Consider the following 22,075-nt stretch of genomic DNA (forward strand, 5'->3'; position numbering starts at 1 on the left):
TTTTTCGGCGGGTTGCCGAGACGCAATCGATTTGAGACGTAATCGATTGCGTCTCGACGCTGTCCCAACGGATGAGGAGCCTATACGCGCGCAACAAATTTTGCAAAATCGAACTTCGCAATTTTGCAAATTCACATTTGCCTCCGCGATGCGAAGCGGGCAGACGACGCTTTCGAATTTTGATGGAGAGCCGCTTTGTCCGCCAATATCGCCGAAATGGAACGCCGCCGCGCCGCCGCAGCCCTTGGGGGCGGTCAGAAGCGCATCGACGCGCAGCACGCCAAGGGCAAGCTGACCGCGCGCGAGCGGCTCGACGAAGGCTCGTTCGAGGAGCTCGACACCTATGTCGAGCATAATTGCACCGATTTCGGAATGCAGGATCAGAAGGTGCCCGGCGACGGCGTCGTCACCGGCAGCGGTACGATCAACGGCCGCCTCGTCTATGTCTTCAGCCAGGATTTCACCGTCTTCGGCGGCTCGCTATCGGAGCGCCACGCCGAAAAGATCATGAAGGTGATGGACAATGCGATGAAGGTCGGCGCGCCCGTCATCGGCCTCAACGACAGCGGCGGCGCGCGCATCCAGGAGGGTGTCGCGTCATTGGGCGGCTATGCCGAGGTGTTCCAGCGCAATGTGCTGGCGTCGGGCGTCGTTCCGCAGATTTCGCTGATCATGGGCCCCTGTGCCGGCGGCGCGGTCTACAGCCCCGCGATGACCGACTTCATCTTCATGGTGAAGGATTCGAGCTACATGTTCGTCACCGGTCCCGACGTCGTGAAAACGGTGACCAACGAGGTGGTGACGCAGGAGGAGCTTGGCGGCGCCATTACCCACACGACGAAAAGCTCGGTCGCCGACCTCGCGTTCGAGAATGACATCGAGGCGCTGCTCGCGGCGCGCGATTTCTTCGACTATCTGCCCGAGAACAACCGCAGCGGCGTGCCGGTGCGCCCGACGAGCGATCCTTATGACCGTGCCGAAGCCAGCCTCGACACGCTGATCCCGCCCAACGCGAACCAGCCGTACGATATGCACGAGCTGATCCGCAAAACCGTTGACGAGGGCGACTTCTTCGAGGTGCAGCCGGCGCATGCCGCGAACATCATCTGCGGTTTCGGCCGCATCGAGGGGCGCACGATGGGCATCGTCGCGAACCAGCCGATGGTGCTCGCGGGCGTCCTCGACATCAATTCGTCGAAGAAGGCGGCGCGCTTCGTGCGCTTCTGCGACGCGTTCGAGATTCCGATCATCACCTTCGTCGACGTCCCCGGATTTCTGCCCGGCACCGCGCAGGAATATAACGGCATCATCAAGCATGGCGCGAAGCTGCTCTTCGCCTATGCCGAGGCGACGGTGCCCAAGATCACGGTGATCACACGCAAGGCTTATGGCGGCGCGTACGACGTGATGGCGTCGAAGCACCTGCGCGGCGATCTGAACTATGCCTGGCCGACCGCGGAAATCGCGGTGATGGGCGCAAAGGGCGCGGTCGAGATCATCTTCCGCAGCGACATCGGCGACCCCGAAAAGATCGCCGAGCGCACCAAGGAATATGAGGACCGTTTCGCGAACCCGTTCGTCGCGGCATCGCGCGGCTATATCGACGAGGTCATCCACCCGCACAACACGCGCAAGCGGATCGCGCTGGGGCTGCGCAAGCTGCGGAACAAGCACCTCGAAAACCCGTGGAAGAAGCACGATAATATCCCGCTGTGACAACAGGCACTAAAATTTCGCTGTGGATGAGATAGTTAGGAACTGCGGCCCGGAAACGCGACCGCGATGTTTGGCTATCAGATGAGGTATCGAGATGCGTAAATCCGTTCTTGCCGCTGCTGTCGTCCTGTCGGCGCTCGTATCGCCGGCAGCATTGGCGTTCGACCCCGACACGCCGGTCGATGCGGAGAAGGAAGCCTTTCCGATCACGCTCGGCAGCGACGAGGACCCGACGATCGATCTGGCGTTCCGCACCGCCTTCGGGCTTCCCAAAGGCGCCGGGGCGGAGGCCGCGCGGACGATCGACGAACGGGCCTATCGTTTCCGCCCGGTCGCTATCCACCTGCTGCCGAATAATGTCGGCGTGCTGTTGAGCGCGGGATCGCTCGACGATGCGGGGCACAGCGAAGGGGGACTGAACGCGGTCCATTATCTGAAGTCGAGCGCTGCGGGCTGGGTCAAGCAGGGCGAATGGATCGGGATCGGCGCCACCGGCACGGTAGGCAACGCCGCGACGAGCTGGGCCTTTACGAACCTCCTCGGGCGCAATCCCTATCTGATCACCGCGGGCGGCGGCGTGTGGCAGGGCTGCGCGATCGGATCGGCCGTTGTGACCGAGTTGACGCCCGACGGGCCGGTCGACCGTGGCGGCTTTACCGACGGGATGAGTTCGGGCGCCGGAATCGGCCAGACCGAACAGGAATATGAAGGCCGGATCGCAGCGGCCGCGCCCGACAAGAGCTTTACCGTCGCCTACACCGGCACGCGGTCCTTCAAACAGCAATATGTTCTGAATAACGGCAAATATGAACCGGTCGGCAAGGACCAGGTTCCGGGTTGCTGAGGAGAATGGAATGAAACTGGGCCGCCTCAACCATATCGGCGTCGCGACGCCGTCGATCGCCGAAAGCATCATCTTTTACCGCGATGTGATGGGAGCAACCCACATTCACGAACCGTTCGACCTGCCCGAACAGGGGGTGAAGGTGTGTTTCGTCGATACGCCCGGCGCCGATGGCGCGCCGAACGGCACGCAGATCGAGCTGGTCGAGCCATTGCCCGGCAACACTTCGATCACGGGCTTCCTCGAAAAGAACCCGGCGGGCGGACAGCATCATCTATGTTATGAAGTGCCCGACATTCATGCCGCCAAGGCCGAGTTCGAGGGACAAGGCAAGCGCGTGCTTGGCGAGCCGCGGATCGGCGCGCACGGGACCTTGATCTTCTTCCTCCACCCCAAGGATATGGGCGGGGTGCTGACCGAGATTATGGAGACGCCGAAGGGCGATCACTGACTGTTCTCCTCTCCCCCTGCGGGAGAGGCAAAGTGAAGGTTGGGGACTTGTCCCCTACCGGAATTTGGAGAGGGGTTGGTTGGCGAGCCTGCGGCTCGCGACCCCTCTCCCAGCTACGACTGGCCAGCAAGCTGGCAAGTCTTCGCATCCCTCTCCCACAAGGGGAGAGGGGGTTTGGGATTAGGACTGCATATGACCGATAAACCGACCCTCGACCAATGGGCCGCCGCCGCCGACAAGGAAGTGAAGGGCAAGGACCTGACCTGGGCGACCCCCGAGGGGATCTACGTCAAGCCGCTCTACACGGCCGAGGACGTGACCGCCGACCCCGGCCTGCCCGGGTTCGCGCCCTTCACGCGCGGCGTGCGCGCGTCGATGTATGCGGGGCGGCCGTGGACGATCCGGCAATATGCGGGCTTCTCGACCGCCGAAGAATCGAACGCCTTTTACCGCCGCAACCTCGCCGCGGGGCAGAAGGGCCTCAGCGTCGCTTTCGACCTCGCGACCCACCGCGGCTATGACAGCGACCATCCGCGCGTCGTCGGCGACGTCGGCAAGGCAGGGGTCGCGATCGACAGCGTCGAGGATATGAAGATCCTGTTCGACGGCATCCCGCTCGACCAGATGTCGGTGTCGATGACGATGAACGGCGCGGTGATCCCGATCCTCGCCTTCTTTATCGTCGCGGGCGAGGAGCAGGGGGTCGAGCGCAAATTGCTCGACGGGACGATCCAGAACGACATCCTGAAGGAGTTCATGGTCCGCAACACCTATATCTATCCGCCCGAGCCGAGCATGCGGATCATTTCGGACATTTTCGGTTACACCAGCCGCGAGATGCCCAAGTTCAACAGCATCTCGATCTCCGGCTATCATATGCAGGAAGCCGGCGCGACGCAGGTGCAGGAACTCGCTTTCACCATCGCCGACGGCGCCGAGTATGTGCGCTATGGCGTCGCATCGGGGCTGGACATCGACAAGTTCGCGGGGCGCCTGTCCTTCTTCTTCGCAATCGGCATGAACTTCTTCATGGAAATCGCGAAGCTGCGCGCCGCGCGGGTGCTGTGGCACCGCGTGATGACCAACCTCGGCGCCAAGGACGAGCGGTCGAAGATGTTGCGCACCCATTGCCAGACGTCGGGCGTCTCGCTCACCGAGCAGGACCCCTATAACAATGTGATGCGCACGACGATCGAGGCGATGGCGGCGATGCTCGGCGGGACGCAGTCGCTGCACACCAACGCGCTCGACGAGGCGATCGCACTGCCGACCGACTTCTCCGCCCGCATCGCGCGCAACACCCAGATCGTCATCCAGGAAGAGACCGGGATGACCAAGGTCGTCGACCCGCTCGGCGGCTCCTATTATGTCGAGGCGCTGACGCAGGAGCTGGTCGACAAGGCGTGGGAGATCATCGAGCGCGTCGAGAAGGAAGGCGGCATGGCGAAGGCCGTCGCGGCGGGCTGGCCCAAGGCGATGATCGAGACCGCCGCCGCCGCCCGTCAGGCGCGCGTCGACCGCGGCGACGATGTGATCGTCGGCGTCAACAAATATCGGCTGAAGGACGAAGACCTGCTCGAAACGCTCGAGGTCGACAATAGCAAGGTCCGCGAGGCGCAGGTCGTACGGATCAACCGGGTCAAGGCGAGCCGCGACGAAGCGGCGTGTCAGGCGGCGCTCGACGCGCTGCGCAAAGCGGCCGCGGCGCCGCAGTCGATCGAGACCAATTTGCTTGCCCATGCGGTCGACGCCGCGCGCGCCCGCGCGACGCTTGGCGAAATCTCGTCGGCGATGGAAGAAAGCTTCGAGCGCTACGGCACACAGCCGACCCCGGTGAAAGGTGTCTACGCCGCGCCTTACGAGGGCGACGACCGCTGGCAGCAGGTGCTCGACGGCGTGAAGGCGGTCGAACGCCGAATGGGCCGCAAACCCAAATTGCTCGTCGCCAAGATGGGGCAGGACGGGCACGATCGCGGCGCCAATGTCATCGCCTCGGCGTTCGGCGACATGGGTTTCGACGTCGTGTCGGGGCCGCTGTTTCAGACTCCCGAAGAGACCGTCGTGCTCGCGCTCGATAGCGGCGTCGACGTCGTCGGCGCGTCGAGCCTCGCCGCGGGGCACAAGACGCTGATCCCCGAATTGATCGGCAAGCTGAAAGAGGCGGGCCGCAGCGACATCAAGGTCATCGCGGGCGGCGTCATTCCGCCGCAGGATTATCAATATCTCCGCGACGCGGGCGTGCAGGGCATTTACGGCCCCGGCAGCAACGTCGTCGAATGCGCCGCCGACGTGCTACGCCTGCTCGGCCACAACATGCCCCCGCTGGAGGATGCCGCGTGATCGGTTCGCTCGGCCTGTTGATCGCTGCTTTGTCGGCAGCTTCGGTAGATGCCGAACCTGCAAGCCGTCCGAGCGAGTTTCGCAAGGATGTCGCGGTCGAGTTGATCTACCGGCAACAAATCGACGATGTCTATTTCACCGATTGGTACGGCCGCCTTGAAAAGGCCGACGGCGCGTGGCGCGACATCTATTTCGAGACGAGCGACAAATTTGTGAACAAGGGGCTGGTCCGGATCAACTGCGACGATCCCGAGGCCGATATCGACTTCATCTTCTATAGCGTCGGCGAATATGGCGCTTCCGAAGACGCACGACAGGTGACGATCAGCTATGGCGACCGCCGACCTTGGGCGGACGGCAATTATCAGGACATGTTCGGCGAAACGCCGACGATCGAATTTTACGGCGCCGCGATCGAGCGCTTCTGCAAATAACATCAAAGGGTCGACGATCATGAATCTCTCCAAAACTGCCGAACAGGATAACCAGCCGCGCACCGACTGGACGCGCGAAGAAATCGCCGAGCTGTTCGACCTGCCGTTCGACGAATTGATGTGGGAAGCGCAGGGCGTTCACCGCCGCCATCACGCGCGCGGCGAGGTGCAGCTTTGCACGCTGCTCAGCATCAAGACCGGCGGGTGCGTAGAAGATTGCGGCTATTGTTCGCAGTCGAAGAGCGCCGACAGCGGGCTCAAGGCCACGAAGCTGATGGACGTGCGCGCTGTGCTGCAGGCGGCCGCGCAGGCGAAGGATGCCGGGTCGAAGCGCTTCTGCATGGGCGCCGCATGGCGCAACCCCAAGGACCGCGATATGCCCGCGATCGTCGAGATGGTCGAAGGCGTGCGCGCGATGGGCATGGAAACCTGCATGACGCTGGGCATGCTGACGAAGGAACAGGCGCAGACGCTCGCGGTCGCCGGGCTCGATTATTATAATCACAATATCGACACTTCCCCCGAGAATTACGAGAATATCATCTCAACGCGGACGTTTCAGGACCGGCTTGATACGCTGGAGGAAGTCCGCAATGCCGGGATCAACGTCTGCTCGGGCGGCATCGTCGGGCTCGGCGAGACGCGCGCCGACCGCGTCGGCTTCATCCACGCGCTCGCGACCCTCGAACGCCATCCCGAAAGCGTGCCGGTCAATGCGTTGGTGCCGGTGAAGGGCACCGTGCTCGGCGACATGCTCGCCGACACCCCGCTGGCGAAGATCGATGATATCGAATTCGTCCGCACCATCGCGGTCGCGCGCATCACCATGCCGAAATCGATGGTGCGCCTGTCTGCAGGGCGTGAGAGCATGTCTGAAGCGACGCAGGCGCTCTGCTTCATGGCGGGCGCGAACAGCATCTTCACCGGCGACAAGCTGCTTACCACCGCGAACGCGGGCGACAATGCCGACGCCGCGCTGTTCGCGAAGCTAGGCCTCCGCCCGATGGAAAGCGAAGAGCCGATGCGTGCGCAGATGGAGGCGGCGGAATGATCCTTGCAACCCTTTTGGCGCTGGCGGCGGCCGCGCAGTATCCCGAGATCGATTGCGACAATGCGATGGCGCAGTTCGAACTCAACGCCTGCGCCTACAAGGAATATGAACGCGCCGACGCTGCGATGAACGCGCAGTGGAAGGTGACGGCCGCGCACATGAAGGAAATCGACGCCGATTTCGACCGCTCGCAGGACAACCGCCCCGGCTATTTCGATACGCTCCTCGCCGCGCAGCGCGCGTGGCTGACCTATCGCGATCAGCATTGCGCCAGCGAAGGCTACACGATGCGCGGCGGGTCGGCCGAGCCGATGGTCATCAGCGGGTGCCAGACCCAGTTGACGGAAGCGCGCACCAAGCAACTCCAAGATTTGCTCGAGGAATATTGAGACAGATGTTCAAGAAAATCCTGATCGCCAATCGCGGCGAAATTGCCTGCCGCGTCATCAAGACCGCGCGCCGCATGGGTATCGCGACCGTTGCCGTCTATTCGGACGCCGACGCGCGCGCGCCTTTCGTGCAAATGGCCGACGAGGCCGTGCATATCGGGCCGTCGCCCGCGTCCGAATCCTATCTGATCGCCGACAAGATCATCGCGGCGTGCAAGCAAACGGGCGCCGAGGCGGTGCATCCGGGCTATGGCTTCCTGTCCGAACGCACCAGCTTCGCCGAGGCGCTGGCCAAGGAAAATATCGCCTTCATCGGCCCGCCGGTGAATGCCATCGCCGCGATGGGCGACAAGATCGAGTCGAAGAAGCTCGCCAAGGAAGCGGGCGTCAACGTCGTCCCCGGCTTCGTCGGCGAGATCCGCGACACCGAACATGCGGTCGAGATCTCGAACGAGATCGGCTATCCGGTAATGATGAAAGCATCCGCCGGCGGGGGCGGCAAGGGCATGCGGCTTGCCTATGACGAGAAGGAGGTCCGCGAGGGCTTCGAGAGCGTCAAGCGCGAGGGGCTGAACAGCTTCGGCGACGACCGCGTCTTCATCGAGAAATTCATCCTCAACCCGCGCCATATCGAGATCCAGATTCTCGGCGATCAGCACGGCAACACGCTCTATTTGAACGAGCGCGAGTGCAGCATCCAGCGGCGGCATCAAAAGGTCGTCGAGGAGGCGCCGTCGCCTTTCGTCTCGCCCGAAATGCGCAAGGCGATGGGCGAGCAATGCGTCGCACTCGCCAAGGCGGTCGGATATTACAGCGCCGGCACGGTCGAGCTGATCGTGTCGGGCGCCGATCCGACGGGTGAGAGCTTCTACTTCCTCGAAATGAACACGCGCCTGCAGGTCGAGCATCCGGTGACCGAGGCGATCACAGGCATCGATCTCGTCGAGCAGATGATCCGCGTCGCGGCGGGCGAGAAGCTCGAGTTGACGCAGGACGATGTGAAGATCGACGGCTGGGCGATCGAGAACCGCGTTTATGCCGAGGATCCGTATCGCGGCTTCCTGCCCTCGACCGGGCGGCTGGTGCGCTATCGCACCCCCGTTCCGGCGTGGGAAGGCGACGAACGCGGCGTCAACGGCGTGCGCGTCGATGCGGGGGTCGAGGAGGGCGGCGAGGTGTCGATCTTCTACGACCCGATGATCGCCAAACTCGTCACCTGGGGCGAAACGCGCGACGAGGCGGCCGACCTGCAGATCGCGGCGCTCGACCGCTTCGAGCTCGAAGGGCTCGGGCACAATATCGATTTCGTCTCGGCGATCATGCAGCATCCACGCTTCCGCTCGGGCGAACTCACGACGGGGTTCATCGCCGAGGAATATCCCGAGGGTTTTCACGGCGCCGATGCGGGTGAAGAGGTCACCCGCGCACTCGCGGCGATCGCGGGCTTCATGGCGAGCGCCGAGGCCGATCGCGCGCGGCGCACCGACGGCCAGCTCGGCGACCGGCTCGACCCGCCCGCGAAGTGGCAGGTGTCGATCGACGGCGCCTCGCACAAGGTCAAGGTGGGTGAAAAGCATATCAAGGTCGAAGGCGACCGGATCGACATCGCGCTCGAATATACGCCGGGCGACCGGCTGGTGGTCGCCGAGATCGACGAAACCGAACTCGCGGTAAAGGTCGCGAAAACGCGCACCGGCTGGCGCATGACGACGCGCGGACGCATCCACGATGTGCGCGTGCTGCCGTGGCATGTCGCTCCGCTCGCGAGCCATATGATTGAGAAGATCCCGCCCGACCTGTCGAAATTCCTGATCTGTCCGATGCCGGGCCTGCTCGTCGCGCTGCATGTGGGCGAGGGCGACAAGGTTGAGGCCGGCCAGCCGCTCGCGACGGTCGAGGCGATGAAGATGGAGAATATCCTACGCGCTGAAAAGGCGGGGGTGGTGAAGACCGTCAACGCGGCGCAGGGCGACAGCCTCGCGGTCGACGCGGTGATTCTGGAGATGGAGTGACGTTGTGCACGTCGATCACGAGCGGGGCGCACCGGCAGCGGAGGAAATCACCTTCGACGATTTCCTCCGCGTCGATATCCGCATCGGCACGATCGTCGACGCCGAGCCTTTTCCCGAGGCGCGCAAGCCGGCGTTCAAGCTGAAGATCGACTTCGGCCCCGCGATCGGGGTGAAGAAGAGCAGCGCGCAGATCCTCGACCGCTATGCGCTGGAGGAGCTTGCGGGGCGGCAGGTCGCAGCCGTGGTCAATTTTCCGCCGCGCCAGATCGGCAAGTTCATGTCCGAGGTTCTGACGCTTGGTTTTGCCGATGAAGAGGGTGCGGTGATCCTGTTTGCGCCCGATCAGGGGGTGCCGAACGGCTCGCGATTGTTCTAGCGGGATATTGCGTGTTCCGCTTCGGGGTGGGGAGCGGACGTTTAGTCCTCCCTGTCGCGAAGCGATGGGGAGGGGGACCGCGCCCGTAGGGCGCGGTGGAGGGGCTACGACGCTGCGTCATGAGCCCCTCCGTCAGCGCTTCGCGCTGCCACCTCTCCATGGCTTCGCCACAGGGAGGATTTGATGGCAACTATCGGTCGCGATCAGTCGTTGCGCCCAGCCTCCACCAACGCCACCGCCCTGATCCACCCGGCGCTCGCGCGCTCGATCTTCACCGGAAAGCAGCTGAAGGTGAAACCCGTCGCCGGGATCGCGGCGAGGTTGGTGAGCTTCTCGATCTGGTAATAGGGCCGAATACGCCCCGCCTTGTGGCCTTCCCAGATAATCGACGGATCGCGCGTTTCGGCCCAGCGTCGCGCGGTGTGACTGAACGGCGCGTCCCAGCTCCACGCATCGGTGCCGACCACCTGCACGCCGCGTTCCGTCAGATAGAGCGTCGCCTCGGCGCCCATGCCGCAACCCTGATCGGTAAAATTGTCGGTGCCATAGATCGCGCCCGACTGGACAAGCACGATGTCGAGCGGCTGGAGATCGTGGCCGATCCGTGCGAGTTCGGCCTCGACCTCGGCACCGCTCACCACATGGCCGTGCGGGCGATCCGAAAAGTCGAGCTTCACTCCGGGACGGAAGAAGAGGTCGAGCGGCGCTTCGTCGATCGACGGGGCGGGCGAGGCGCCGCTGTCGGTTGTCGAATGATAATGCCAGGGCGCATCCATATGCGTGCCGTTATGCGTGCTCAATGACAGCATCTCGACCGCCCAGCCTTCGCCGTCGGGCAGGTCATCCTTCGTCAGCCCCGGAAAGAACATCGCGATCTGCTCCCACGTATTCTCATGCGTCATATAGGTGATGTTGGGGCGCATCACCGGCGGGTCGGAGACGACATCGTTGGTGATCGGGATCGATAGGTCGATGAACTGCATGGCGTCCAGTCTGCCACCGGAATGACGCTACGCCAAGAAGGCTTGCGCACCGTCCGGCGCCCGTTAGAGATGGCGCAAAGCCCCGCCGACGAAACCGGGGCAGGGGAGAGTGTATGACCGACGCAGCCGCCGTCGCCGACCATGGCGCGGACTATCAGCCGACCGCGAAAGACATCCGCATGGTCATCGCCGCTTCGTCGGCGGGCACGGTGTTCGAATGGTATGATTTCTTCATCTACGGCACGCTCGCGGCGATCATCGGCAAGGCCTTTTTCCCCAGCGACAATGCGACGCTCGAAATATTGCTCGTCTGGGCGGGGTTCGCGGTCGGTTTCGGTTTCCGCCCGCTGGGCGCGGTGCTGTTCGGCTTTCTCGGCGACCGGCTCGGGCGCAAATATACCTTCCTCGTCACCGTTACGCTGATGGGTATCGCGACCGCGGGGGTCGGTATGATCCCGTCGGCGGCGACGATCGGCATTGCGGCGCCGATCATCGTCATCCTGCTCCGCGTGCTGCAGGGCCTCGCGCTCGGCGGCGAATATGGCGGCGCGGCGATCTATGTCGCCGAACATTCGCCGCCCGGAAAGCGCGGCTTCTACACCAGCTTCATTCAGGCAAGCGTCGTCGGCGGTTTCGTGCTCAGCCTGATCGTCGTGCTCGGCTGCAAGGCGCTGATGCCCGATGCCGTTTGGGAAAGCTGGGGCTGGCGCGTGCCTTTCCTGCTGTCGCTGATCCTGCTCGCCATTTCGCTGTGGATGCGGCTCAAGCTGTCCGAAAGCCCGGTGTTTCAGGCGATGAAGAAGGAGGGCGAGCTGGCCAAGAACCCGCTCAAGGAAAGCTTCACCTATCCCGGCAATCCGCGCCGCATCTTCATTGCGCTGTTCGGCATCGCCGCGGGCCTGACGGTTATCTGGTACACCGCGATGTTCTCGGGCCTGTCGTTCCTGAAAGGACCGATGAAGGTCGAGGATACCGCCGCCGAGATCATCGTCGGCCTTGCCGCCGCACTCGGCATGGGCTTTTTCATCTGGGCCGGCAAACTCTCCGACCGGATAGGCCGCAAGAAACCGATCGTCTGGGGTTATGCCGCGACGCTGGTGCTGCTCTTCCCGCTCTTCTGGTGGATGGGCAGCGTCGGCAATCCCGCGCTCTCGGCCGCCGCCGAGCGCGCGCCGGTGACCGTGACGGGTTCGCAATGCAGCTTCGACCCGTTCGCGCAGCAGCAGGCGACCGCGTGCGGCCGCACGCTCGGCGAACTCACGAAACTCGGCGTGCCCTATACGATCGCCGAGACCGGCAGCGGCTTCGACAGCGTCAAGATCCGCATCGGAAACCGCGAGGTCGCGAGCGAGGACCCCGAATTGCTCCAGCCCGCGCTCGAAGCGATGGGCTATGATTTCGCCAAGCAGATCCCGAACGCCGGCGGCGGCGTCGTCATCTTCCTCGCGCTGCTCGGCCTCAGCGCGCTGTCGGGTTTCACTTATGGCCCGGTCGCGGCGCTGCTGTCGGAGATGTTCCCGCCGCACGTCCGCTATTCGTCGCTGTCGATCCCCTATCATCTCGGAACCGGCTATTTCGGGGGCTTCCTGCCGCTGATCGCGAGTTTCATCGTCGCGAAGACCGGCAATGCCTATGCCGGGCTCTGGTACACGGGTCGTGCGGCTGAGCGGAACAGGAAAGTGTCATAAGGCACTGTTTGGCTCGATACAGCGATAGATGGTGGCCGGGTGAACGTTGAAGGTCCTTGCGACGGCGCTAATGGACTTACCCTCGAGAACGAGTTGGGTCGTGCGGCTGAGCGGAACAGGAAAGTGTCATAAGGCACTGTTTGGCTCGATACAGCGATAGATGGTGGCCGGGTGAACGTTGAAGGTCCTTGCGACGGCGCTAATGGACTTACCCTCGAGAACGAGTTGGCGAGCGAGCTCCGCCTGATCTGGGCGCATTTTCTTTGGGCGTCCGAAGCTCACACCGCGCGCCATCGCCGCCTTTCGCCCCTCCTCGGTTCGGCTCAATATGAGAGTCCGCTCGAACTGGGCGATCCCAGCGAATACGGTCATGATCATCACGCCAGACGGGGACGTGGTATCGGCCCAAGGTTCATCAAGCGATTGTAATCCTGCCTGCTTTTCCTTGATGCGTTCCGCGATGTGCAGGAGTTCGATGGTGGATCGCGCCAAACGATCGAGGCGGGCGACGACGAGAACATCGTCTTTGCGCAGGTGACCCATCAGCTTTTCAAGCTCGGGCCGGCCACGAGCGGCCCCCGATATTTTCTCTTCGAACATCATTTCACAGCCCGCCTCCGAGAGCCGACCGCGCTGGATTTCCAAGTTCTGATCCTCGGTGGAAACGCGCGCGTAGCCGAGCTTCATGCGACTGCTCCAGATATTGTGCGAAAGTTACTGCAAAACAATTTTGTTTCGCACATATGTTTTGCGAAGAAATTCGCCTTGTTTATCGGCATGGGCCGTCCCCTTCGCAAAAGTTGAAAGTTTCGCACGGTATGCCCACCCGTCACCTCACTGACGCCCAGCGTCAGGGCTTTGCCCGCTTTGATGGCGAACCGTCGGCCGATCAACTCGCGCGATATTTCCATCTGGACCAAACTGATCGCGACCTCATTGGAACTCTGCGCGGCGACCACAATCGGCTCGGCTTTGCCGTGATGCTGACGAGCGCCCGGTTTCTGGGCGCATTTCCAGTCTCGCCCGCCGAGATCCCAGCGTCGGTCCTGGCGGCCGTGATCGAACAACTCGCTCTTGAACCCGGCACGGACGTGGACGCCTATTTTGCGGGAAGCCGACGCATCCGGCACCTCGCGCTCATCCGGACGCACTGCGGCTTCACGGACTTTGGCGACAACGCGGTGGCACGTTTCCGGCTGACCCGATGGCTCTACGCCCTTTGCTGGAGCGGCGACGATCGGCCCGGCCCCCTGATTGATCGAGCTGCGGCCTGGCTGATCGCCAACAAGGTGCTGCTGCCGGGCGTCACGGTCGTCGAGCGCCTGGTTGGCAGGATCCGCGATCGTGCGCGGACCAGGCTTTGGCGCCATCTGGTCGCCAGCTTGAGCGATGACCAGCGCGTGCGCATCGCCGCGCTGTTTGACGATGGCGACACATCCACGTTCGCCGCCCTGGACGCGCTCCGGACCGTTCCCTCCAAGCGCATGCCGACCGAACTCTTCCGACACCTTGATCGGCTCGATGCGGTCCGGGCGTTCAATCTGCGGCCGGCGCCACCGCGGGGCGTTCCCGCCACAACCCTTGAGCGGCTCGCGCGGGTAGCGCGCGTCGGCAAGCCCTCGGCCATCGCCGCCCTTCAGGAGCCTCGTCGAACCGCGACCGTAGCCGCGCTCTTCCATACGCTCGAAGCGGCGGCCCAGGACGACGCCGCCGAGCTGGCCGAGGCTCTGCTCGCCGACTTGGTGAAAGGGGCTGAAGCCGCCGACAAACAGGCCCGCCTGCGCAGTCTGCGCGATCTCGATGGCGCCGCGATGCTGCTCCACGCAATGGGTCTGTTGGTTTTGACCGACGACGCCCTGCCCCTCAATGAATGGCGAGATGTGCTCTTCGAGCGGTTGCCCCGTCCCGACATCGAGGCCGCCATGTCCAAGGTGGAGGCGATCGCCAAGCCCGCGGAGACCAAGCCCTATGATCAACTGCGAACAAAATGGCGGAGCGCCCGGCGATTGTTCTTTGAAATCGCTACCCGCATCGAGACCGACGCTGCCCCAGGTGGCAAAAACGTCAAGGCCGCGATCAGCTACCTCAAGGGCGTGGACGACTGGTCCTCTCTCGTCAAGATGCGCGGCGCACCGATCGCTGCGGTCTCGAAGGCGTGGAGGCAACATGTCCTGGATGACGATGGCAGGATGCGCGACCCGAAGGCCTATGTCTTCGCGATCATCGATGCGTGGCGTCTGGCGATCAAGCGTCGCGATGTGTTCGCCAAGCCCGGCATCCGATACGGGGATCCCCGGCGCGGGATGCTCGAGGGCGAGTCCTGGCACAATTCCAGGTTGATGGTAGCACGCGCCCTGGGCCGATCTCTGGAAGCCGACATTGAGATTGACGGTCTCTCCCGCCTTCTCGACGAGGCATATCGACATGTCGTTGCGCGCGCCGGCGACAATCCGGACCTGCGTTTTGAGACGGTCGCCGACAAGATGGGGATTGTGGTCACGCCCCTCGACAAGCTTGATGAACCCGAGAGCCTTCGAGCACTTCGCGCCGCCGTCCAAACGCGCATGCCGAAGGCCGGAATGCCCGACATCTTTCTTGAAGTCATGGCGCGAACCGGATTTGCCAAGTCCTTTACGCATCTGAGCGAGCGTCAGGCCACCGTCGAGCACTTCGAGATAAGCCTGTGCGCGACCCTGGTCGGCGGCGCCTGCAACATCGGTCTTGAGCCGATCGTGCGCCCGGAATTTGCGGCTCTGCGTCGCGACCGTCTTTCTTGGGTCGGTCAGAATTTCATTCGGCCCGAGACCATCGCCGCGGCCAACGCCGCGATCGTTTCCGCTCACAGTCGTCTGGATATCGTCCAACATTGGGGCGCAGGCGAGGTGGCCAGCGCCGACGGCATGCGTTTTGTCGCTCCGTCGAGCGCCATACACGCCGGGCCCAACCCCAAATATTACGGCCAGGAGCGCGGCGTCACTTGGTACAACATGATTTCCAATCAGTTCAGCGGTCTGACCGGAGCGGTCATCCCCGGCACGTTGCGCGACAGCCTGGTCGTCCTGGCTCTCCTGCTGGAGCAGGAAACCGAGCTCGATCCTCTGGAGATCATGACCGACACCGCCGCCTATTCCGACGCCATTTTCGGTCTGTTCTGGCTCTTGGGCTACCGGTTCAGCCCCCGTCTGGCGGACATCGGCGACGCCAAACTCTGGCGTATCGACCGCCAGGCGAGCTATGGGCCGTTCGATCAGACCGCCTGGGGCAGGGTTAAAATCAATCTGATCCGGGAAAACTGGTCCGACCTTATCCGCTTGGCCGGATCGCTCAAGCTCGGCCACCTCAAGGCCGCAGGCGTCATGCGAATGCTGCAGGTCAAAGACCGCCCAACAACGCTGGCCAAGGCCCTGTCTGAACTCGGCCGCATCATCAAGACGCTGCATATCCTGCGATACATCGATGACCGGCCGTTCCGGCGACGAATATTGTTTCAGCTCAACCGGCAGGAATTGCGCCACAAGCTCGGTCGGCGCGTCCATCACGGCGATCGGGGCGAAATCAGAAGCCCTCTGCGTCAGGGCCAAGAGGAGCAGCTTGGGGTCCTCGGTCTGGCCCTCAACTCCATCGTCCACTGGAACGCTGTCTACATGCAGGAAACCGTGCGCCAACTCAGCGAGGCCGGGACGCCGCCGCTGCCCGCCGATATCGCTCGGCTCTCGCCGATATCTTGGCGTCACATCAATTTCCTCGGCCGCTACGACTTCTCCGTGCCTGACGCCGTCGCAAACGGCGGCCTCAGACCGCTACGCCAACCTAATTCCGAATGGGACTTTTGAAAGGAAATAATGCCCCTTACGACACTTTCCTGTTCCGCTCAGCCGCACGACCGTGCCTGACGCCGTCGCAAACGGCGGCCTCAGACCGCTACGCCAACCTAATTCCGAATGGGACTTTTGAAAGGAAATAATGCCCCTTACGACACTTTCCTGTTCCGCTCAGCCGCACGACCCGAGTCGAGAGCGACAGGCTAGCGTCAATCTGGAGTCTAGCCTAACCGGACGTCAGGGCGCTACCGCGGTTTCTGTCAGATTAGGGTGATAAACGGAATTTGTTGACGAATGTCGTTGCGTATCATAGATTTCAACCTGACATTTTGATGGAGAGAGTGCGCAGTGAAGGGGCAACGGATCGGCTATGTCCGGGTCAGCACGTTCGATCAGAATGTGGATCGCCAATTGGAAGGTCAGTCGCTCGATCGGACCTTCACCGACAAGGCATCGGGCAAGGACGTCAACCGCCCCCAGCTTGAGGCTCTGCTCACTTTCGCCCGCGAAGGCGATACCGTCGTCGTCCACAGCATGGATCGGTTGGCCCGCAATCTGGATGACCTGCGCAAGCTGGTCCAGGGCCTCACCAAGCGAGGTATCCGGATCGAGTTTGAGAAGGAAAGCCTGTCCTTCTCGGGGGAGGACTCCCCGATGGCCAATCTGATGCTCTCGGTCATGGGTGCGTTTGCTGAGTTCGAGCGCGCCCTGATCCGCGAACGGCAACGCGAAGGCATTGCGATCGCTCGGCAGCGCGGCGCCTATCGGGGGCGGAAACGGTCGCTCTCGGATGAGATGATTGCCGATCTGCACCGCCGCGTTGCCGCCGGTGAACGCAAGGCGACCATCGCGCGCGACATGGGCATCAGCCGCGAAACCCTCTACCAGTACCTTCGCGCCGCTGCCTGACACCAATGTTCACATTATGTCCGGAAAATCGTTGTTCAGCGTACAAAGCTTGAGGTGACGCCTACTCGCCGGCCCCCGCTCGTGCGGGGTGGGGTCGCCACAATGCCGACGCGCTCGAAATAGCGGATCGTCTCGATGTTCACGCCGGTTCGGCGCGACAACTCGCCGATAGCTAGGCCTTTCTCATCCCTCATAATTCGCTTGCTCCTGTAGCCGCTACAGGAGGCATTAGGGGGTTATTCCGCCGGAGACGACTGATGAATAAAAGGATTTTGCCGCACGAAACCCTGGCCGCTTCCGCATCGCCACGCCGCGCCGACGCGGGGCTATCCGCCCTGGGTGCGCTGGCGAGCTTCGGCGCGGTCCTAGCCGCCGCATCCTGCTGCGTCTTGCCGCTCGCGCTGGCGGCGCTGGGCGTGGGGGCGGGCCTGTCGAGCACCTTCGCCGCGCTGATGCCTCTGCGCTGGGCCCTGACGGCGCTTTCCCTCGTCGGCCTGGCTGCCGGGTGGTGGGCGTATGTGCGGCGTCGGAGGACCTGCGCTGCGGATCGGTCCTGCACCGTGACCCTACCGTCCCGCGCAACTCCGATCATGCTCACGATCGGCACGACCCTGACGCTGACCGCGCTGATATGGGATCGCATTGAAGCGCCGCTTATAAAGGCGCTTTCCTGATGCAGCTCACCTCCACGCTGACCTGTCCCGAGTGCGGCGGTGTCGCGACCGAGACGATGCCCACCAACGCCTGCCAGTTCTTCTATGATTGCCGACATTGCGCGGCGGTGCTGCGGCCCCTGGCCGGCGACTGCTGCGTGTTCTGCTCGTTCGGCGATGTCCCATGCCCTCCGATTCAGGAGGCGAAGGCGAACGGGACCGTGGCGGGCTGCTGCGGGTGAGGGGGTATCGCACCTTTCAATCCGGGATGAGCGCGTAACCCCGGATTTGTAGATTCGCCAAGGTTGTAAGCGCCGAATCATCGATCTCAACGCCCGAAGCCACTTGGTTCGGCATGATCTCATTTCCGACCATGGCCTGACTGCAAACGCGGATTGAAACACCGGCTTTCTGGAGAGCGGCAATCAGCGCAGCGTTCGGGTTGGCCGCTACCTTCATACGCGCCGCATATGGCGCGTTCTGCAGGACGAGCGGGGTCGCGGGACCATGAATGATGACGGCGATGTCACCAGCCGGATGGACCTTGTCCGCGCCTAGCAGGTTCACGAAGCGCGCGACCTTCTCAAGGCTGGGATTCACTTTGTCGGGAGAGCTTGCGGCCTTGGTGACATTGAACAAGACGCGGTAGCGAAGCTTGGGATCGGGCCGCTCGGCAGCACTGGGCACGGCCACGATCCCGCCAAATCCCGGTATTACGGGATAAACCAGATTATCCTGTGCAGCTAGCGAGGTGCCGCCGGTCAGCATCGTTGCCGCGAGCAGAAATGTGGCGAAAGCTCTTTTTGGCAACCTTGCTCTCCTGTTGGACGGTAGGCGCTGCATAAACTCTCCAGAAGTGGGAGCCTACGCCTACGCAACACTGAACTGGCCCATCATTCCATTATCCTCATGTTCAAGGATATGGCAGTGATACATGAAGGGAGCGCTCTTGGCCGGCTGATCAAATCGGATGAGAAGCTCCACCGGTTCCTTGACGAGGACCGTGTCGCGCGGCCCCTGGTCGAGAACATCGGGCTGCCCGCCACCGCGGGTGAGAACATCAAAGTGGACGCCGTGAATATGGATCGGGTGGCGCATCATTTCGCCAGACACCTCCCATATTTCGGTGGAGCCTAGCTTCACCGTCTCATCGATGCGATTCATGTCGAATGGCTTGCCATTGATCGTAAGGCCGCCACCGCCGCTTCCTGAGCCCATCATGCCGCCCATGCCCATGTTGAGGCTCAGACGGCGACGGCGCACCGCCTTGCTGGCGTCGGGCCCAGTTCGTGATGCCAGAAGGGTCGGCACGACGCCGCTGGCACGAGCCTGTCCCAACGGCCGTGGTTCAAACCGCAGCACGGTCGCTGGTGCCGCGGCATCGGTCCTTCGGGCGCCACGCCCCATCATACCCATGCCGCCCATCATCGAGCTGTTGGTATCAGCCGCCGTCACCAGCGAGGCGGACCTACCGTCCGTGAAGTCCACGAGAAGCTCGGCACGTTGGCCCGGCGCCAAGGTTATGGCTTCCAATGCCACTGCGTGTTCGAGCAGCCCCCCTTCGGTTCCGATCCAGTGAAAGCTCCGCCGATCGGAAAACGACAGCTCATAAATCCGCGCGTTCGATGCGTTGACGAGCCGCAGGCGAACCAACCGATTTGGCACCGCCGCCAGCGGATTCACCGCGCCGTTCACAAGGATCGTGTCGCCGCGCCGGCCCTGCATGGCGACCATCATGCCGCCTGGCATGACAAGGCGACCATTTTCGAACTGGCGATCCTGGATGAGCAGGGGCAGATCGTCCACGCCATATTCTGACGGGAGCCCCAGGCCCTGCTCTTCGTCGTCGGTTACCAGCAACGCCCCAGCCAGGCCCGAATAGACTTGCTCGGCCGTCAACCCATGGACGTGTGAGTGATAAAGGAGGGTCGCTGCGGGCTGCCGGATCGGGAGCGTGGGCCGCCAGGTCGCGCCCGGCGCGATGATCTGATGGGGGCCGCCATCCAGCTCTCCGGGGATCAGAAGCCCGTGCCAATGCACAGTCGTGTCCGCGTTGAGCCCGTTGGTCACGACAGCCGCCACGTCGTCGCCACGGCGCACCCTGATCGTCGGTCCGAGATAGCTGCCATTATACCCGAGCGTGTCACTCGGCCGGCCTGGATAAAATGAAGTCGTTCCGGACTGGACCCGTAGCGCGAATGAGCGGCCAGGCCGTGCGTCCAACAGCGGCGGCATCGGAAGCGGGTTTGCACCTCCCCCGCCGAGGCCCGGCGTGGAGCGCGAGCAAGCGGTGGTTGTGGACCTATCGGCGTTCTCGAAAATCGGCATACTAATCAATATGTTGCAACAAGACACGGTGGGAGTGGAGCCGTTAATAGGGGTATGTAATTCGCCTCGACTAGTCGAAAATTCGGTGTGCCCGTGCCGATCCCGCAAGGGACCGGACCTACACGCTGATGCATGACTTTCATGACTCATCGCCACTGCAACAACAAGGGCTGACCTCCGATGAGCCTGCGGACCGCAGTCGTCAGGTTTCTGAGGCCAGCCCCCATCTCAATTAGTGTCGGCCTCAGATTGATCTGTGGCGGCAGACGCGAACGATATGCGCCTGCACGCGGTCAAGTTTGACCGATCCCATCGATCGAGCTCGTCTGTAGGATATAAGATCGCCTTGCCGATCTTGATATATGACGGCCCGTTTCTCTTGCATCGCCAGTTTCGCAACGTGCCGTTGCTGACCTTGTTACGATAGCGTTCGACGACCTCTTCGCAGGTCAGATAAGCAGGGTCAGACACAGGATCTCCAAGCTAGAATGATAAATTGTGCAACAGCCTGTTGCACAAATGCAGGCACGATACGCATGGGCGCGGGCACTTCCACGATCCCGTCTAAAAGAGCGATCCGTCCGCAGTCGCTGACCTGTCCGGTCGAGCGCAAACTCTCGCCGCTATCGAGCCCGCGAGCTGATACTTGGCATTACTTGGACGATTGAAGTGCTGATTGATAAAAAAGAGTAGAAAATCACGGCCCGTTTGGCCGGCCATCTCGCAAAACGCAGCAATGCAACCTAACTTTGAGTCGATATGAAAGCTTCGAGCGAGAGGGGGGGATTATGGAGTTTGCGCCGGGCGATACGGTTCAGCTGAAATCGGGCGGACCGATCATGACGGTTGAGCAGGTCGGCGAGTATTGGTCGATCGAAGGCACCGCGGTTTGGTGCGTGTGGTTTGAGAAGGTTGGCAACAAGCAAGTCGCCTCGCGGGAGACATTCGCCGCTGTTGCGCTGGATAAATCCGAGCGACCTGGTTTCGCGTCGTTTCAGGTGACGCGAGGCTGATCGATGATCCGGGGGGCGTTCATCGGCATCGATCGGCATGCGGATCCCTTTATCGGTGATCTGACGGGAGCTGCGCGCGACGCCACTGCCTTGTGGGCGGTGCTGTCGGATAGCATCGCCGACCTCGACGCACCCCTCATCACGGACGATGCGGCGACAGTGGTTGCGATGCGCGATGTTCTCGATGCGACGCTAGGCGCTGCGGATGAAGACGATGTGGTGATCCTCGGGTTCGCCGGACACGGAAATCCTGACAGTCCCACCGGTGCGGCTTTTGCAGTTCGACCGGTTCCTGCAACTGAACCCGCAACTGGAAACCGAGCCGCTGCGCGTCATGATCGATCGATGGGCGGCGACGAAAGGCACGCGTAACCATGCATATGAGCGCGAAAACCTTGAGCGCCTCTTTGCCAAAATCCAGCGGCGGTGCGATCCGTCAGCTCCTCGGCGTCGACCGGATCCGAGACCCCAAAAAGAGGTCCGCAAGCAGTGGCGAACGCCTCATATCTACTCTCCTGTCGACGTACGGCGCATGCTCGACATTGCCCGTTCGTATCCCTCTCCGCGGGCAACACTTCGTCCGTTGAGCATCTACACCATGCTGTTGCTGGCCTACTGTGCGGGTCTGCGGCGGGGAGAGTTGGCCAGGCTGGATCTTGGTGACGTTAATCCCGGTGACGGCACCATCACGGTTCGGCAGACCAAGTTCTTCAAGACCCGAATTCTGCCACTTCCTGACAGTGTGATGATGGAACTCCGGGCCTACATCGCTGCACGGCGTCAGGTCGGCGCATCGCAGGACCCGCACTCTGCTCTGTTCTGGCACGTCCAGGGCAGATCCCGCTACACGCCCGAAATGATCACCTGGTTGCTCACAGACGTCGTACGTCGCGCCGGATTGAAACCACTGCAAGGGCAGTTCGGGCCTCGCGTTCATGATTGTCAACGGCGGAGCAAAAGTCGGCCATTCGGCGGCGTAAAACCAGGCCATCGTGTTACATGCCGGGGGGAGTGGCGTGAGGGCGTAGCCCGAGGGCCACTCCCCCCGGCATTGGTGTAATTTTCAG

General features: G+C 62.5%; 22 protein-coding genes. 17 read left to right on the forward strand and 5 right to left on the reverse strand.

Features of this window, described 5'->3' with window-relative positions; all coding sequences use genetic code 11:
• Nucleotides 1-195: 195 nt before the first annotated feature.
• From FG95_RS10620 to FG95_RS10660, 9 genes are all read left to right on the forward strand, one after another.
• Nucleotides 196-1,716 (forward strand): acyl-CoA carboxylase subunit beta, encoded by a 1,521-nt coding sequence (locus tag FG95_RS10620; RefSeq protein ID WP_037555761.1) that lies wholly within the window; start codon nucleotides 196-198, stop codon nucleotides 1,714-1,716.
• Nucleotides 1,717-1,810: 94 nt separating this feature from the next.
• Nucleotides 1,811-2,560: a hypothetical protein gene (locus FG95_RS10625; protein ID WP_037555762.1), complete on the forward strand. Its 750-nt coding sequence runs from the start codon at nucleotides 1,811-1,813 to the stop codon at nucleotides 2,558-2,560.
• 10 nt (nucleotides 2,561-2,570) lie between these two features.
• The gene (gene mce, locus FG95_RS10630; protein ID WP_037555763.1) at nucleotides 2,571-3,011 is read left to right on the forward strand and encodes a methylmalonyl-CoA epimerase; all 441 of its coding nucleotides are present in this window, start codon (nucleotides 2,571-2,573) and stop codon (nucleotides 3,009-3,011) included.
• A 192-nt stretch (nucleotides 3,012-3,203) separates the two neighbouring features.
• Nucleotides 3,204-5,351: a methylmalonyl-CoA mutase gene (gene scpA, locus FG95_RS10635; protein ID WP_037555765.1), complete on the forward strand. Its 2,148-nt coding sequence runs from the start codon at nucleotides 3,204-3,206 to the stop codon at nucleotides 5,349-5,351.
• The gene (locus FG95_RS10640) at nucleotides 5,348-5,785 is read left to right on the forward strand and encodes a hypothetical protein (RefSeq protein WP_037555766.1); all 438 of its coding nucleotides are present in this window, start codon (nucleotides 5,348-5,350) and stop codon (nucleotides 5,783-5,785) included. Before scpA ends, FG95_RS10640 begins: the two co-directional genes overlap by 4 nt.
• A 19-nt stretch (nucleotides 5,786-5,804) precedes the next feature.
• The gene (bioB, locus tag FG95_RS10645; protein WP_037555768.1) at nucleotides 5,805-6,836 is read left to right on the forward strand and encodes a biotin synthase BioB; all 1,032 of its coding nucleotides are present in this window, start codon (nucleotides 5,805-5,807) and stop codon (nucleotides 6,834-6,836) included.
• Entirely contained in the window at nucleotides 6,833-7,225 is a 393-nt protein-coding gene (locus FG95_RS10650) for a lysozyme inhibitor LprI family protein (protein ID WP_037555769.1), read from the forward strand. The genes bioB and FG95_RS10650 overlap by 4 nt, the downstream gene beginning before the upstream one ends.
• A gap of 5 nt (nucleotides 7,226-7,230) precedes the next feature.
• Nucleotides 7,231-9,237, forward strand: coding sequence for an acetyl-CoA carboxylase biotin carboxylase subunit (locus FG95_RS10655; RefSeq protein WP_037555770.1), 2,007 nt, complete (start codon nucleotides 7,231-7,233; stop codon nucleotides 9,235-9,237).
• Nucleotides 9,238-9,241: 4 nt separating this feature from the next.
• Nucleotides 9,242-9,613: a tRNA-binding protein gene (locus tag FG95_RS10660; RefSeq protein WP_037555771.1), complete on the forward strand. Its 372-nt coding sequence runs from the start codon at nucleotides 9,242-9,244 to the stop codon at nucleotides 9,611-9,613.
• 203 nt (nucleotides 9,614-9,816) lie between these two features.
• Here FG95_RS10660 and FG95_RS10665 read toward each other — a convergent pair whose 3' ends face one another.
• Nucleotides 9,817-10,596 (reverse strand): cyclase family protein, encoded by a 780-nt coding sequence (locus tag FG95_RS10665; RefSeq protein WP_037555772.1) that lies wholly within the window; start codon nucleotides 10,594-10,596, stop codon nucleotides 9,817-9,819.
• Between the two features lie 113 nt (nucleotides 10,597-10,709).
• On the opposite strand from FG95_RS10665, the gene FG95_RS10670 reads away from it, so the two are divergent.
• On the forward strand, nucleotides 10,710-12,284 hold the full coding sequence (locus FG95_RS10670) for an MFS transporter (RefSeq protein WP_052182282.1): 1,575 nt from the start codon (nucleotides 10,710-10,712) through the stop codon (nucleotides 12,282-12,284).
• 126 nt (nucleotides 12,285-12,410) lie between these two features.
• On the opposite strand, the gene FG95_RS10675 is transcribed toward FG95_RS10670, so the two are convergent.
• Nucleotides 12,411-12,971, reverse strand: a complete 561-nt coding sequence (locus FG95_RS10675; RefSeq protein ID WP_011950653.1) for a recombinase family protein — start codon at nucleotides 12,969-12,971, stop codon at nucleotides 12,411-12,413.
• Nucleotides 12,972-13,102: 131 nt separating this feature from the next.
• Here FG95_RS10675 and FG95_RS10680 point away from each other — a divergent pair, with 131 nt between their 5' ends.
• Both FG95_RS10680 and FG95_RS10685 read left to right on the forward strand, forming a co-directional pair.
• Nucleotides 13,103-16,117: a Tn3 family transposase gene (locus FG95_RS10680; RefSeq protein WP_037555775.1), complete on the forward strand. Its 3,015-nt coding sequence runs from the start codon at nucleotides 13,103-13,105 to the stop codon at nucleotides 16,115-16,117.
• A gap of 336 nt (nucleotides 16,118-16,453) precedes the next feature.
• Nucleotides 16,454-17,014, forward strand: a complete 561-nt coding sequence (locus tag FG95_RS10685) for a recombinase family protein (protein ID WP_004213255.1) — start codon at nucleotides 16,454-16,456, stop codon at nucleotides 17,012-17,014.
• 35 nt (nucleotides 17,015-17,049) lie between these two features.
• On the opposite strand, the gene FG95_RS20205 is transcribed toward FG95_RS10685, so the two are convergent.
• Nucleotides 17,050-17,208 carry a MerR family DNA-binding transcriptional regulator gene (locus FG95_RS20205; RefSeq protein ID WP_004213256.1) on the reverse strand — a complete coding sequence of 53 codons (159 nt, stop codon included), beginning with the start codon at nucleotides 17,206-17,208 and terminating at the stop codon, nucleotides 17,050-17,052.
• Between the two features lie 63 nt (nucleotides 17,209-17,271).
• On the opposite strand from FG95_RS20205, the gene FG95_RS10690 reads away from it, so the two are divergent.
• Nucleotides 17,272-17,688 (forward strand): mercuric transporter MerT family protein, encoded by a 417-nt coding sequence (locus FG95_RS10690; protein ID WP_004213257.1) that lies wholly within the window; start codon nucleotides 17,272-17,274, stop codon nucleotides 17,686-17,688.
• Nucleotides 17,688-17,909, forward strand: a complete 222-nt coding sequence (locus FG95_RS10695; RefSeq protein ID WP_004213258.1) for a GDCCVxC domain-containing (seleno)protein — start codon at nucleotides 17,688-17,690, stop codon at nucleotides 17,907-17,909. Before FG95_RS10690 ends, FG95_RS10695 begins: the two co-directional genes overlap by 1 nt.
• 16 nt (nucleotides 17,910-17,925) lie before the next feature.
• On the opposite strand, the gene FG95_RS10700 is transcribed toward FG95_RS10695, so the two are convergent.
• Nucleotides 17,926-18,435, reverse strand: coding sequence for a DsrE family protein (locus tag FG95_RS10700; RefSeq protein ID WP_007406276.1), 510 nt, complete (start codon nucleotides 18,433-18,435; stop codon nucleotides 17,926-17,928).
• 102 nt (nucleotides 18,436-18,537) lie between these two features.
• Nucleotides 18,538-19,902 carry a multicopper oxidase family protein gene (locus tag FG95_RS10705; RefSeq protein ID WP_235211531.1) on the reverse strand — a complete coding sequence of 455 codons (1,365 nt, stop codon included), beginning with the start codon at nucleotides 19,900-19,902 and terminating at the stop codon, nucleotides 18,538-18,540.
• Nucleotides 19,903-20,783: 881 nt separating this feature from the next.
• Here FG95_RS10705 and FG95_RS10710 point away from each other — a divergent pair.
• The 3 genes from FG95_RS10710 to FG95_RS20215 all read left to right on the forward strand — a co-directional run bounded on the left by FG95_RS10710 (nucleotide 20,784) and on the right by FG95_RS20215 (nucleotide 22,068).
• A complete protein-coding gene (locus FG95_RS10710; protein ID WP_037470500.1) occupies nucleotides 20,784-21,008 on the forward strand; it encodes a YodC family protein in 225 nt (74 codons plus the stop codon).
• Nucleotides 21,009-21,011: 3 nt separating this feature from the next.
• The gene (locus tag FG95_RS20520; protein ID WP_037555778.1) at nucleotides 21,012-21,380 is read left to right on the forward strand and encodes a hypothetical protein; all 369 of its coding nucleotides are present in this window, start codon (nucleotides 21,012-21,014) and stop codon (nucleotides 21,378-21,380) included.
• A gap of 160 nt (nucleotides 21,381-21,540) precedes the next feature.
• Complete coding sequence (locus FG95_RS20215; protein WP_235211533.1) at nucleotides 21,541-22,068, forward strand: tyrosine-type recombinase/integrase; 528 nt, start codon at nucleotides 21,541-21,543, stop codon at nucleotides 22,066-22,068.
• Nucleotides 22,069-22,075 lie beyond the last annotated feature (7 nt).

The organism is Sphingopyxis sp. LC363 (assembly GCF_000756385.1).
GTDB lineage: Bacteria > Pseudomonadota > Alphaproteobacteria > Sphingomonadales > Sphingomonadaceae > Sphingopyxis.

Excerpts from the sequence above, each read along its gene's own strand:
- FG95_RS10625 (WP_037555762.1), top strand. The coding sequence starts at position 1,811 with ATGCGTAAATCCGTTCTTGCCGCTGCTGTCGTCCTGTCGGCGCTCGTA.
- mce (WP_037555763.1), top strand. The coding sequence starts at position 2,571 with ATGAAACTGGGCCGCCTCAACCATATCGGCGTCGCGACGCCGTCGATC.
- scpA (WP_037555765.1), top strand. The coding sequence starts at position 3,204 with ATGACCGATAAACCGACCCTCGACCAATGGGCCGCCGCCGCCGACAAG.
- bioB (WP_037555768.1), top strand. The coding sequence starts at position 5,805 with ATGAATCTCTCCAAAACTGCCGAACAGGATAACCAGCCGCGCACCGAC.
- FG95_RS10650 (WP_037555769.1), top strand. The coding sequence starts at position 6,833 with ATGATCCTTGCAACCCTTTTGGCGCTGGCGGCGGCCGCGCAGTATCCC.
- FG95_RS10655 (WP_037555770.1), top strand. The coding sequence starts at position 7,231 with ATGTTCAAGAAAATCCTGATCGCCAATCGCGGCGAAATTGCCTGCCGC.
- FG95_RS10665 (WP_037555772.1), bottom strand. The coding sequence starts at position 10,596 with ATGCAGTTCATCGACCTATCGATCCCGATCACCAACGATGTCGTCTCC.
- FG95_RS10670 (WP_052182282.1), top strand. The coding sequence starts at position 10,710 with ATGACCGACGCAGCCGCCGTCGCCGACCATGGCGCGGACTATCAGCCG.
- FG95_RS10675 (WP_011950653.1), bottom strand. The coding sequence starts at position 12,971 with ATGAAGCTCGGCTACGCGCGCGTTTCCACCGAGGATCAGAACTTGGAA.
- FG95_RS10680 (WP_037555775.1), top strand. The coding sequence starts at position 13,103 with ATGCCCACCCGTCACCTCACTGACGCCCAGCGTCAGGGCTTTGCCCGC.
- FG95_RS20205 (WP_004213256.1), bottom strand. The coding sequence starts at position 17,208 with ATGAGGGATGAGAAAGGCCTAGCTATCGGCGAGTTGTCGCGCCGAACC.
- FG95_RS10690 (WP_004213257.1), top strand. The coding sequence starts at position 17,272 with ATGAATAAAAGGATTTTGCCGCACGAAACCCTGGCCGCTTCCGCATCG.
- FG95_RS10695 (WP_004213258.1), top strand. The coding sequence starts at position 17,688 with ATGCAGCTCACCTCCACGCTGACCTGTCCCGAGTGCGGCGGTGTCGCG.
- FG95_RS10700 (WP_007406276.1), bottom strand. The coding sequence starts at position 18,435 with ATGCTGACCGGCGGCACCTCGCTAGCTGCACAGGATAATCTGGTTTAT.
- FG95_RS10705 (WP_235211531.1), bottom strand. The coding sequence starts at position 19,902 with ATGCCGCCGCTGTTGGACGCACGGCCTGGCCGCTCATTCGCGCTACGG.
- FG95_RS10710 (WP_037470500.1), top strand. The coding sequence starts at position 20,784 with ATGGAGTTTGCGCCGGGCGATACGGTTCAGCTGAAATCGGGCGGACCG.
- FG95_RS20520 (WP_037555778.1), top strand. The coding sequence starts at position 21,012 with ATGATCCGGGGGGCGTTCATCGGCATCGATCGGCATGCGGATCCCTTT.
- FG95_RS20215 (WP_235211533.1), top strand. The coding sequence starts at position 21,541 with ATGCTCGACATTGCCCGTTCGTATCCCTCTCCGCGGGCAACACTTCGT.